The organism is Rapidithrix thailandica, from assembly GCF_039710355.1.
In the GTDB taxonomy this organism is placed as follows: Bacteria; Bacteroidota; Bacteroidia; order Cytophagales; family Flammeovirgaceae; genus Rapidithrix; species Rapidithrix thailandica.
On the sequence record NZ_JBDKWZ010000004.1, the window covers coordinates 117588 to 129792 of the forward strand.

A 12205-nucleotide genomic window follows, 5' to 3' on the forward strand; every position below is an offset into this window, starting at 1 on the left:
TAAACCACTTGGCTACCAAAATAAAAAATCCTTGCAAAAGGAGGCTCAAAGCTTGAAAATCCTAAAAAGACCCGGAAGAAATTTCATAGTGCCAATGAACTTGGAGAATTCATGTCAAATTGGAGAATGACGTGTTTGTCGCTGAGTTTTTCAAACAGGGGGACGAGTAAGCGTTCTGCATTTTGACGGGCCACTTGCAAGCAGTCGGATTGCAAGGCCAGCTCCATTACTTTGGATTCGGCTCTTTTATAGGCTTCATCTACCAATTCAGATTTATCAAATAATTTCCATTGGTTCAGGTCATATACTTTACAATCTTGTTGGTTGAGTTTGTAGTGACATATTTGCGGAGCGGGTAATCGGAGCCATAGTGAGTCTCCCTGGCTGTGAATATCCTCTAAAGTGATTTGCTGTAAGTCGATACAGGCAATCGCTTCTCCTTGAATCACCATTAGAATTTTATTATCTGTGAAAAAATGATTCTCTTGCGTAAATTCCATTACATCACTGATTTTGTACCGGACCAATTCCAATTGTCCCAAATGTTCTACTTTTTGGACGAAAGTCTTCCCAATTTCCTGTTCAGAAACCTTACTGGGGAGAGGTTGTTGCCAATGCAGAAAAAAAATGTATCCGCTTAAGAGCAAAATAAGGAGAATTCCTACACCGGCAAAGATTCTTAGCTGATTCATACGTAACTTTGTTTTCTGACAAAGCGAATATATATAAAAATTACATGGACTTGTATGCCTCTCAATTCGGAGTGCTGCAAGGAGGGGAAAGGAAGGTGCTTGGCTATTTTTTTGAATGTAAATTATAATTATCAGCCAAAATCGCTTGCCTTCCGGAAACCGGACCTGATAGATATGTAATGAGCGTATTACTACAAATAAAAGAAGCGCTCAGTGCTTTCAGAAAACAAGTAAATCGCCATGAACTTGTGTAATTCCCTTTAGGCTTTTTACTTGTTGAATGTGTCTTTGTCAATAAGTCAACGTAGTTCATTGGCAATTACTAACAAATAACAATAAAATATGGCAAATGCCCGAAAGCCTCTAGTTTCTGTGATTTGTCTTTGTCACAATCACGGCCCCTATGTAAGAGAGAGTTTGGAGTCCGTATGTCAACAGACATACCCCGATATAGAATTGATTATAGTAGACGATGCTTCTACAGACAATAGTCCGGAGGAGATAGAGCGTTTTGTAAAGCAACACCCTGGTACACAATATGTCGCCTTGCTGCGAAACCTGGGGAACTGCCGAGCTTTTAACCGTGGCCTGGCCTTGGCTTCCGGAAAATATGTGATTGATTTAGCCGCTGATGATATTTTATTGCCCCAAAGAGTGGAGCAACAAGTAGCCGCGATGGAAGAACTGGGTCCTTCCTATGGGGTGGTATTTTCCGATGCTGAAATGATAGATGAAGCAGGGAATAAACTGAAAACCTATTACGCTCGCAATGCCCAAGGAGAATTGATGGTTACGGTTCCTTCGGGAAGGGTGTATAAAGAACTGGTTAAAAAAGCATTTATTTGCACCCCCACCATGATGATCCGCAAAGCCCTGTTGGATGAGTTGGGGGGGTATGACGAATCCCTCAGTTATGAAGATTATGACTTTTGGGTGCGCAGCGGACGAAATTATTTGTACTTTTTTCAAGATAAAATTCTCACCCAAAAGCGTGTGTTGCCTCATTCGCACGGACAGTCTTTTTACAAAGAAAAATTCAACAGGCATCTGGTGTCTACTTTGAAAGTTTGCCACAAAGCCTATCAGTTGAACCGTTCTCCGGAAGAACACCAAGCTTTAGCCGTATCCGTGCGTTACCATATGCGTCAGGCTTTTTATGTGCGGCAGTACAGCTTGGTAGAAGAATATCTTGCCTTGTTAAAGAAAATTGATTCCTTACACTTTCCGGATCACGTTTTTTTAATTCTAAGCCGTTGCGAGGTGCCCGTCACTCCTTTGTACAGGTGGTATTTGAAAATGATACGTACCTGGAGCTTTTCAAGCTAAGCTTGACACAAAATACAATTGGAAATATCAATAGGGAGGAGCTGTTTTGACATTTTCTCCCTATTGAAGTGAATTAACCTTTTTCTTTTTCCTGAAAAATGTTTCAAACAGGCTTCCTCTGCATTACTTTCTTTTTTCAACAATAGCTTTGGCTATTCTCTTCAAAATGTGCCTTGATGAGCCGGTTTTAATTCCATTTTCGGTCAAAAACTATACGTGTAAACCACTTCATTGACTGTTTTTCCCCTTTACACACTGAAGGAGGATTTTTTTGCCAAGCATATCCGTGGTGGCAAAGAGGTATTGATCGCCACCTTCAGTGATTCCCGTTTTCTTGCGAATAGCTTCTACGCTTAACGGAAAATTCCGTACGGTGATATTGGCTTGTTTACCGGGAAGGTGGCGTTTGATTTCTTTTTTATTGAGCGCATAAGAAGTCACAATATTGAAAACCCTGCCGGGAAAATCTTCCATGTATTTATCCGAAGTGTACAAGTGACTGTTAGGATGTAATTTGTCAAGTTCGAAATGCCGGGCAATGCTTTTGAAGCCTCCGGCTTTCAAGATCGCCACATTGGGTTCGTAAAGGTAGGATTTGGGCAGTGAAAGGGTGACCGGAGTATCGCTTTCCTCTTGTTGGTTGAATGAAAATAAAAGCTGTTGGTTTTTGTCCAAAAGATCCACGGCATGAAACGTCACCGGTCCGGCATGCTCTTGTTCAATGACAAAGAGAATTTCTTTGCATTCGTTTTTTACACTTACTACATGTACCTCGGAAGTCCCGGGCAACGCTTGTATTGCCTTCCGGATATCCAGTAGCGGAGAGGCTTTCAACAAAACCGTTTGAGAAGTTTCCTTTAGTTGGGGAAGAAGCGTTACAATATTCGGTTCGCAATCTTCCAAAGCCACCAGGCGTTGTTGTCGGTCATCCCTGCGGGAGGGGTCCAGGTAAATGACATCCACCGGACCTGAAAATTTTGCTAAAAATACTTCTGCCGTTTGTACATGAGTGTGAACATGTTCCAAACCCAATGCCTTGAAATTATGTTGAACAAGCTGTGCCAGTTGCGGGTCAGGCTCTATATACAAAACCCGCTTAAAACTAGAAGCAAACAAACTGGTGTCTACACCAAATCCACCGGAAAGGTCCAGCAAGCTTTGCCCGCGTACCAAATGCGTTTTGTACCGGGCGGTCAACTCCGAAGAACATTGTTCCAAAGAGCGTTTTACCGGATACAGGATTTGTTTGTTTTCCCACCAGGATGGCAGTTTCTGTTTGGCGATTTTGGCCCCGATCAATTGTTGTACCGCCTCTTTGGAAGTATATCCTTCCGGGGCTTTCGCCTTCAACAACAAACGGGCGGGGTCATCCTGCCAATGCTTCTCAACAAATTCCTCTAAGGCTTTACTGGGTTTCATAGCTTGTAGTATTAATCTTCAAAAAGTGTACAAAGTTAACCGCAATAGTGCATTTCTCATACCTTGTCAATAGGTAGCGTATGCTGTATACCGGGGATTTCTCATGTTTGTGTGTAATATATTCTTACGAAAGAGCAACAAGTGAATTTGTAAGCATTAAATCGCTATCTATCTTTGAGCAAATTTTAACCAGGCTTATGCTCCAACGAATTTTTCAATCATTCGATAAACAGGCATTCTTAAAGTACTTTAAAAACACCTCTTGGATGATGGTGGAGCGGATATTTATGATGGCTGTTGCAATGTTGGTAGGGCTTTGGGTAGCGCGTTACCTAGGGGTTCAACGCTATGGTTTACTCAATTATGTAATCAGTTATACAGGACTATTTTCGGCGATTGCTTCATTTGGGGTAAAAGATATTTTTTTGAGAGACGTTGCCATCCGGCATAATACAAGGGCAACCTACCTGGGTACTACCTTTCTGTTGCATTTAATGGGTGGGCTTTTAGCGGTTGCGGTAGTGGGCACGAGCTTCCTGATCAGACCGGAAGAATGGGAAATTCAAAAGTACATTTTGATTGCCAGCTTAGCATTTGTTTTTCATTCGTTTTGGGTTATTGAATATTATTTTCAGGCCACTGTACAGGCAAAATATTCTTCAACGGCTCAAATGTTGATGATTTTAATGGCCAGTGTGTTTCGGTTGATGGGGGTATATTTCAAGTTGCCGATTGAGTTTTTTATCTGGATGATATTGATCGAACAGGTTTTGTATGCAACGAACATGTTTCTCTTTAATCATTTAAAAGGCATCAAAGTAACTCACTGGAAGTTTGATAAAAAATTGGCTGTCAACCTATTAAAGCAATCCTGGTTTTTTATGTTTTCAGGGATAGCAGTTACCATCTATATGAAAATAGACCAGGTCATGTTGCGGAATATGCTTAATGACGAAGCCAATGGTTTTTATGCGGCGGCTGTTAAGTTGAGCGAAGCCTGGTATTTTATTCCTGTAGTAGTGGCTAATTCTTTGGTGCCGGCTATTTCTTATGCAAAAGAAAAAGATGAAAAACTCTATTATGATCGCTTGCAAAAATTGTATAATTTATTGGCTTGGATCGCAGTTGGTATTGCTGTGGTAATCACGCTCCTTGGTGGATGGATTATAGATTTGTTTATCCCGGAATATACCACTTCTGTTCCGGTACTTCAAGTTCATATTTGGGCGGCAGTTTTTGTATTTTTGGGAGTAGGAAGTGATAAATGGCTTATACAGGAAAGGTATTACCGGGTGTCATTGCTCCGGACAGTCAGTGGGGCGGTATTGAATATAATTTTAAATTTATACTTAATTCCATTATTGGGAATATTTGGCGCTGCTTATGCAACTTTATTTTCTTATGCCTTCTCTTCTTATTTTGTCTATGCTTTTTTGAAAGGGAAGCGGCTGGTTTTTTATATGCAGACCAAAGCTTTATTCTTTCCCGTAATCTTTGTTTTTCGAAAACTAAAAATACGCAAGTAGTTATGCAACCGGTAGATAAATTTAATGAAAATGGGTATGTGATATTAAAAGAGGTTTTTGATGAAACTACTTTAGAACAAATTCGCAATCTTGTTTCCCAAATTGATGATTATGCGAATTTGCAATTGGAAGATCCTTTTTCACCTTATTATTTGAAGCACCGTCCGGACCAGGGAGTTTTGTTTGATTTGTTTCAACGCCATCCGGAGTTTCAGCGATTGGCGAAAAACGATGTTATTCTGGATTTTTTGGAACAGGTATTAGGCCCCAATATCACTTTGTATGAAAATTCTTTGGTTTATAAACCGAAAGGAAAGGTAAATGAAGTACCCTGGCATCAGGATTTTATCAACCGGGCACATGAGCAGACGAAACTAATTGTTTGGATGGCACTGGATGAGGTGGTTCCTGAAAATGGAGCAATGAAAGTAATACCCGGTTCTCATAAAAAAGGCTTTTTACCTTTTTACCAAGTGAAAGGAGAAACCCATCATACCCGGGTGAGACCGGAGTGTATTGAGGAGGAGAAAGCAGTGTTTGTACCTATGAATGCCGGAGATGTATTGGTGTTTCACCAATGTCTTTTACATTCCAGCGAACGTGTTGAGGGAGACAAGCCTCGCAGGGCTTATCGAGTGTCATATCAGGGGTTCGAACAAATTTATACTCCCCGGGCTACACCTATTGTAATGCGGGGAGGAAAACCCGGAATCTTAAGACAAAAATTCCCAAGAAAAGAGCGGGATCTGCCTAAAAAAAGCTTTTTTCAGAGGGCTTGTCACGCATTGGGACATAAATTGTTGAATATCTGATTTTTTTTGTACATCTTCTGGCGATCTTCCATTGAGTATCCTTACTTTAAGGAGTATTTTTTTAATCTAAATTCGTGAATCGCTTGTGAAAATCCTCCATATTAACTTTTCGGATCAAGAGGATGATTCGGCTTTTTTGGCGCTACGCTTGATGGAAGCAGGAGGGGAAGAGGCGCACTTGTGGGTGAAAGAAAAGCACTCCAAACATTCGAAGGTAATGGAAATCCGGAGGCGTTGGTTGGCTTTGTTGTTGATCTATTGCGACCGCCTCTTGAACAAGCTGTTCCGGGTAACTCTTTTTTCAAACCTGAGCGTACTCTATCCGCTCAACGGTACGTATCGTTTTTTTAAAAAACTCAAAATTTATCAAGAAGCGGATATCGTCCATCTGCATAGTGTGTATCATAATTTTTTTGATTTGGACAGTTTGTTGAAAATCTGCCGGGAGAAAAAAGTGGTTTGGACAATGCATGCCATGTGGTGTATGACCGGGGGAGAGACTTTCGTATTCTTGGACCATGGCTACCAAAAAGGAGATGCCAATACCCCTTTTGCCAGCGAATACCCTTTGCGGAATCCCTTGATTGACTACAGGCAGCGGTTTTTGATCAAAAAACGGGATATTTATGCCAAAGCCACTCCGAACCTGACCATCGTTCCTACGTCCAAATGGCTGGAAAAATCCTTTTTGAAATCCTTTGTCTATCATCCCGATATTCACACTTCTGTTATTTACAATGCTGTAAATACCAAGCAGTTTAAAAATTTGAATCAGCGATATTGGTCCCAGGTCCGGATTTTATTTATTCATCAAAAGGATGAGTTTAGCGGTTACCATTTGTTTGAGAAAATTGTAGATGATATCACCCATCCGTTTGATCTTTTCCTGGTAGGAAAGTCACTCAAGTGCAAACACCCCTTTACTACGCTACCGGCCTACCAGGGTGATTCGGAGCGACTGAATGATATTCTTAATTCTGTAGATATCTTAGTGTATCCTGTTGAGGCGGCAAATTTTCCACTCTTACCCTTACAAGCAATGGCCACAGGTGTGTATGTATTGGCCGCCAATGTAGGAGGAATTCCCGAACAGTTCCGTACCAATGCGCGAGGCTTATTTCAATACAGCAATGCCAATGATTTGTTGGACAAACTACAGGATACCCTCGCAATGGGATTGAACAAAATCCGTGAAAAAGGCGTGCAAAACGAGGAATATGTTCAGAATAATTTCAACGAATTTAAAATGGTACGGCAATATAAAGACCTTTACAAAGAGATTTTATACAAAAGTTGATCAGGAGTGTTACTTTTGAAGTTCAAACTTTATTATCCGTAATTGTCTAATAAACAGTTTGTCTGATTGATAAAGTAAATGATACACTATGTTACCTCCCGGGAGGCGGCTCCGGTGAGGGAAATACCATTGTTCAAATGACACGCCCAATACCAACAAAACATGTTACAAAAGCTCAAGTCACATAAATTTTATCATCATGCTTTTGATCTGTACCATACCTTTCTGTGGGAGCGGAGAAGAAGCAACTTGACCAAGCCCTTTGTGGTGAATTTCCAAGCTAATGATATCTGCAATTCCAAATGTACTATGTGTTTCATTTGGCAGAAGAAAAAAGATGTGGAAATTACTCCTGAAGAATTTGGAAAAATCCTGTCTGATCCGCTCTTCAGTGAAGTACGGCATATCGGTATTACCGGAGGTGAGCCTACCTTGCGGAAAGACTTGCCTGAATTATATGAGGTTGCTTGTAAAACCTTGCCTAAACTCAAAGGGATGAGCAGCATTACCAATGCTATTCAGAAAAAACAAGTAATCGACCGGCTTGAAAAATCGGCTGAGGTATGTCATCGTCTTGGCAAGAGCTTTAGTTTTATGGTATCCTTGGATGGTGTAGGTAAAGTGCACGACAGAGTGCGGGGAAGAACAAAGAATTTTGAATCGGCCTTGGAAGTGATCCGGCATTTTCAGACTACTACGGAGATACCCGTATCCATCGGTTGTACGGTCACCAAAGACAATGTATGGCATGTGGATGAAATGTTGGAATTTTTAAAGGAAAACGGGATTTATGGCCGTTTCCGGGTGGCGGAGTTTATTCGGCGGTTGTACAATGATAATGCCGTGGAAATCATCCGCAATTTTACCGAAGAGGAAGCCTATCACCTGGCATTATTTTTCAAAAAACTGGAATTGACCTACGAAACCAACCCGACCTATCAACGGACCTATCGCAGTATCCAGCATATGTTGATGGGAGGCCAGCGTCTGATCGGTTGCCCTTATCAGAGCGAAGCCATTTCATTGGATTGCCGGGGCAATGTTGCGTATTGTGCACCCAAATCCAAAAACATTGGCAATAGCCTGGAGGGATCGGCAGAGACGTTCTATGCTTCTAATTTGGAGGAAAGAGAGAGAATACAACAAGAGGATTGTTCGGAATGTATTCACGATTACCATTCTCCGGCCAGTTGGAAAGAGCAAAGAAAACTGGCTCAAGGCTTCTTTTACAAAACGGTTTTTTCACACAAGTACGCTACTTGGGCAGCAAAACTTCTCATTCCTAAAGTCAAAAATACAACAGCATATTCAGGGAGGCGGATCCTGATTACAGGATGGTATGGAACGGAAACCGTGGGCGATAAAGCTATTTTGGGTGGAATTGTCGATGCCTATAAGAAGCAATTTCCGGAAGTTTCGCTTGCCGTAAGCAGCTTTTATCCTTTTGTGACAAAGCATACGTTGAAAGAACTCAATATTCAGGCGGATGTGGTACCGGTAAGCAGCCCGGCCTTTTTGGAAGAATGTGGGAAGGCTGACGAAGTAGTGATGGGAGGCGGACCCCTTATGGGTATTGGAGCTTTGTCTATTCCTTATCTGGCGTTTAAAGCGGCAAAGAAAAACGGAAAGAAAACCGTAGTGTTCGGTTGTGGATTGGGGCCACTGAACGAAGAGAAATATATCAAAACCGTACGGAAAATCCTGCAACTGGCCGATGAAGTCAAGCTACGGGACAAAGCTTCTGTAGCATGGGCTCAACGCTTGACACAACGGAATGACATTCAGCAAATCAACGACCCTGCTCATGGCTATGTGGAGCGGATAGCTTCCCGTATACATATTACGAAGAAAAAAGCTTACTTGGCGTGTTTTTTAAGAGAGTGGTCTGTCGAATATAAAGGGGATTTGAGCGGTCAGGCTTTTATCAACTTAAAAGAGTTCTTTGAGGCAAAACTTTCAAAACAGATTAAGGAATTGTGTAGGGAAAAAGGTTTGATTCCATCGTTTTATTCTATGCACAATTTTGTGGTAGGAGGAGACGACCGGGAGTTCTATCGTCAATTTACGAAGAAGTATTTTCAAGGAGAAAAATACTATATTGAAAACCGTCCTGCAACCGTAGAGGGTAATTTACGCATCATGAAAGAAAGCGCTTACTGTTTGAGTATGCGTTTTCATTCGGTAGTATTTGCAAAAGCAGCCGGGGTGGATTTCTTTGCCTTAGATTATACCAATGGAGGTAAGGTCTATAACTTTTTGAAAGATAATCAATTAGATCATAGAATGATTCGCCTGCACGATTTTGTCAAGCAAACCGATTTTTCGCTCGTCAAACATTTTAACCTGATAGAACATTGAAAATTCTGCATATCAATTCATCGGACCTGGGGGGAGGGGCAGAGCAGTTTGCTAAAGATATGGTTGACAGACAGGCTACCTCACAGTTGTTTGTCAATAAAAAACAAACCTCCGTCCGCAAAGTACATGCAATCAAAAGAACCTGGCTTTCTTACGGTTTGCAGTTTATCGATGATGCCTTATACAACTTGATTCAGCGGAAACAATTGACAAATCTAGGGGTGTTGTATCCCTTGCATGGTACCTACTCTTTTTTGCAAAAACAGCCTTGTTACCATGAAGCGGATATCATCCACTTACATAATATTCATCAGGATTATTTTGATTTGGACGCCTTGGTGTCGATCAGTAAAGAAAAACCCATCGTATGGACTTTGCATGATATGTGGTGCTTTACAGGGGGGGAAGTTTATACGTTTGAAAATGATGATTTTAAGCAAGGAAATGCTATCACACCTTATAAAAAATACTACCCTTTGTACAATCCGGTGATTGATTTGCGCAAAGCATTCCTGAATAAAAAAAGAGAGATTTACAGTGCCTTAAACGGTCAGGTGGTTTTTGTCCCGGTATCGCATTGGCTGGGAAACTGCCTGAAGGAGGCTTATGTGTCCCGCCCGGAAATGCAGGTGGAAGTAATTCATAACGGGGTGGATACTTCCGTCTTTAAAAATCATAACCACAGAAATTGGTGTGTGCCCAAGGTGTTGTTTTTTAACAATACAAGCAATCCCTTTAAGGGAACCGCACTGTTTCGCAAAATAGTCGATCAGATCAACGGACAATTCGAATTGATGGTTGTAGGTCCGCCTCTGGATTGCCAACGGCATTATGAATTGATTAGCCCGACTTACGACCGAGGAGCCTTAAACCGCCTTTACAATCAGGTGGATATTTTAGTGTTTCCTTCCGAAGCCGAAAACTTTCCACTCACGGTATTGGAAGCCATGGCGGCTGGCGTGATGTTGGTTGCTTCGGATACAGGTGGTATCCCCGAACAAGTGAGTAATGAATGCGGGAGGCTTTTTATCAGTGGGAAAGCCGAAAGCCTGAAAGGTACGTTGGAAGAGGTGCTGAAATGGCCGCTTTCGCGAATACGGGAGATGGGCAAACATGCTGAAGAAAAGGTGTTACAGGAGTTTACCGAAACCATCATGCACAACCGTTACCGGAAGCTGTACCAACAGTTGATAAAGAAAGCTTGAGTTTTTTTTGCCAAACCGGAAATCAACTCTAAGAAATTTAGCAATGGGTATATATGAATGAGCAACCGAAAGTAACCGTTATTACGATCAATTATAACTGTGGAGATATGTTGGAGACTACTATCCGGAGTGTATTGGCGCAATCGTATCCGAATTTGGAATACATAGTAGTGGATGGCGGGTCTACAGACGATTCTCTTGCCATTATTCATAAATATCAAGATAAGATTGACCGGTGGGTAAGTGAGCCGGATAGAGGCATCTACGATGCAATGAACAAAGGGGTACGGATGGCAAGTGGGGAATGGGTGAATTTTATGAACGCGGGGGATTGGTTTGTCGATAATCAAACCGTAGAAAAGGTAATGGCACTGGCGGATCATCAAGCGGAAATGGTTTATGGCGACCATGAAGTACGTTTTGACTCTTTTACCAAACAGAAAAAAGCCCTGCCAGCCAAGTATATTTGGAAGCATATGGTGTGCTCGCATCAAAGCTTATTTACTCGCAGCGTATTATTGGAAAAGCACCCCTTTTCAGCGGCTTATGGAAGTGCCGGAGATTATCATTTTATCTACACCCAGGTACAAAATGGAGTGGTGGCCCAGCAGGTTCCTGTGAAAGTCGCCAGTTTTGATTCCGGAGGCGTTTCGTATACACATCCGGTAGACAGTTATAAGCAAATTTTGCGCATTGTAACCGAAAAGGACAAAAGCCTGAAAGTGTATTTATTCCACTACGGTCTTATTGGCAAGCAACTTTGTATTGAAGGAGTAAAGCGCTTGCTGCCAAGAGATGTTTTTGAGAAATGGATGAAGACTAAAAATAAACTGTTGGGGAAAACTTGAGTAAAAGTGGTTATTGCTTGATTTTGAGGAGGTTTTAGGAACTATTTGCCGTTTTAAAATGCTACTCAAAAAAGTGGAAATATCCAAGGGGTTTGCAGAGAAAAGCGAAATTTACTGAATTAGTTTTCCCTTCCTGTAGAATCCTTATTAAGTTTGGACTTCGATTAGTTTAATCAACGCTTATATACAATGAAAATAGCAATAGGAGGCGATCACGCTGGATTTCACTACAAGCGGGATATTATTCCCTTTTTAAATGAATTAGGTTATGATGTCAAAGATTTTGGCCCTAATTCTGAGGATTCGGTAGACTACCCGGATTTCGCTCACCCTCTCTCAGTGGCTGTAGCCGGCAGTGAGTTTGAGTACGGGATTTTGATTTGCGGTAGTGGTAATGGAGTGGCTATGACTGCCAACAAACATCCCAAGGTGCGGGCAGCATTATGCTGGCAAACAGAATTGGCTGAGTTAGCCAGGTCTCACAATAATGCAAATGTACTGTGTATCCCATCCCGGTTTGTAGAGTTGGATTTGGCCAAAGATATGATAAAAGCCTTCCTGAAAACCGGATTTGAGGGGGGACGTCATGAAAAACGTGTAAATAAAATTCATTGTTAAGAGAAGCTTGGCTTTTATATGAAAGGATGCTTACTTCTTTAAAAGAATTCGACAAAAGTCTGAATCTTTATAATGACAAAACCCCGGATGATCCCGGGGTTTTT

Annotated in this window: 10 protein-coding genes; 8 read left to right on the plus strand and 2 right to left on the minus strand. The window is 41.5% G+C overall.

Annotation, left to right across the window (positions count from 1 at the left end):
- Positions 1-83 precede the first annotated feature (83 nt).
- Entirely contained in the window at positions 84-692 is a 609-nt protein-coding gene (locus tag AAG747_RS08250) for a DUF4230 domain-containing protein (RefSeq protein ID WP_346820677.1), read from the minus strand.
- 342 nt (positions 693-1034) lie between these two features.
- On the opposite strand from AAG747_RS08250, the gene AAG747_RS08255 reads away from it, so the two are divergent.
- Positions 1035-2018: a glycosyltransferase family 2 protein gene (locus AAG747_RS08255; protein WP_346820678.1), complete on the plus strand. Its 984-nt coding sequence runs from the start codon at positions 1035-1037 to the stop codon at positions 2016-2018.
- A gap of 228 nt (positions 2019-2246) precedes the next feature.
- On the opposite strand, the gene AAG747_RS08260 is transcribed toward AAG747_RS08255, so the two are convergent.
- Positions 2247-3437, minus strand: a complete 1191-nt coding sequence (locus AAG747_RS08260; RefSeq protein WP_346820679.1) for a THUMP-like domain-containing protein — start codon at positions 3435-3437, stop codon at positions 2247-2249.
- A gap of 197 nt (positions 3438-3634) precedes the next feature.
- Between AAG747_RS08260 and AAG747_RS08265 the strand changes: the two genes are divergently transcribed.
- The 7 genes from AAG747_RS08265 (at position 3635) to rpiB (ending at position 12101) form a co-directional block, all read left to right on the plus strand.
- The gene (locus tag AAG747_RS08265) at positions 3635-4963 is read left to right on the plus strand and encodes a flippase (protein WP_346820680.1); all 1329 of its coding nucleotides are present in this window, start codon (positions 3635-3637) and stop codon (positions 4961-4963) included.
- Positions 4964-4965: 2 nt separating this feature from the next.
- Complete coding sequence (locus tag AAG747_RS08270; RefSeq protein WP_346820681.1) at positions 4966-5775, plus strand: phytanoyl-CoA dioxygenase family protein; 810 nt, start codon at positions 4966-4968, stop codon at positions 5773-5775.
- Between the two features lie 85 nt (positions 5776-5860).
- A complete protein-coding gene (locus tag AAG747_RS08275) occupies positions 5861-7072 on the plus strand; it encodes a glycosyltransferase (protein WP_346820682.1) in 1212 nt (403 codons plus the stop codon).
- Positions 7073-7234: 162 nt separating this feature from the next.
- Positions 7235-9430 (plus strand): polysaccharide pyruvyl transferase family protein, encoded by a 2196-nt coding sequence (locus AAG747_RS08280; protein WP_346820683.1) that lies wholly within the window; start codon positions 7235-7237, stop codon positions 9428-9430.
- On the plus strand, positions 9427-10635 hold the full coding sequence (locus AAG747_RS08285; protein ID WP_346820684.1) for a glycosyltransferase: 1209 nt from the start codon (positions 9427-9429) through the stop codon (positions 10633-10635). The genes AAG747_RS08280 and AAG747_RS08285 overlap by 4 nt, the downstream gene beginning before the upstream one ends.
- Before the next feature lie 53 nt (positions 10636-10688).
- A complete protein-coding gene (locus AAG747_RS08290) occupies positions 10689-11483 on the plus strand; it encodes a glycosyltransferase family 2 protein (RefSeq protein WP_346820685.1) in 795 nt (264 codons plus the stop codon).
- Between the two features lie 189 nt (positions 11484-11672).
- A complete protein-coding gene (gene rpiB, locus AAG747_RS08295; protein WP_346820686.1) occupies positions 11673-12101 on the plus strand; it encodes a ribose 5-phosphate isomerase B in 429 nt (142 codons plus the stop codon).
- Positions 12102-12205: the final 104 nt, after the last annotated feature.

What these genes read in the sequence shown, in the direction of transcription:
- AAG747_RS08250 (WP_346820677.1), bottom strand. Translation starts at nt 692, where the DNA reads ATGAATCAGCTAAGAATCTTTGCCGGTGTAGGAATTCTCCTTATTTTG.
- AAG747_RS08260 (WP_346820679.1), bottom strand. Translation starts at nt 3,437, where the DNA reads ATGAAACCCAGTAAAGCCTTAGAGGAATTTGTTGAGAAGCATTGGCAG.
- AAG747_RS08290 (WP_346820685.1), top strand. Translation starts at nt 10,689, where the DNA reads ATGAATGAGCAACCGAAAGTAACCGTTATTACGATCAATTATAACTGT.
- AAG747_RS08265 (WP_346820680.1), top strand. Translation starts at nt 3,635, where the DNA reads ATGCTCCAACGAATTTTTCAATCATTCGATAAACAGGCATTCTTAAAG.
- AAG747_RS08255 (WP_346820678.1), top strand. Translation starts at nt 1,035, where the DNA reads ATGGCAAATGCCCGAAAGCCTCTAGTTTCTGTGATTTGTCTTTGTCAC.
- AAG747_RS08280 (WP_346820683.1), top strand. Translation starts at nt 7,235, where the DNA reads ATGTTACAAAAGCTCAAGTCACATAAATTTTATCATCATGCTTTTGAT.
- AAG747_RS08270 (WP_346820681.1), top strand. Translation starts at nt 4,966, where the DNA reads ATGCAACCGGTAGATAAATTTAATGAAAATGGGTATGTGATATTAAAA.
- rpiB (WP_346820686.1), top strand. Translation starts at nt 11,673, where the DNA reads ATGAAAATAGCAATAGGAGGCGATCACGCTGGATTTCACTACAAGCGG.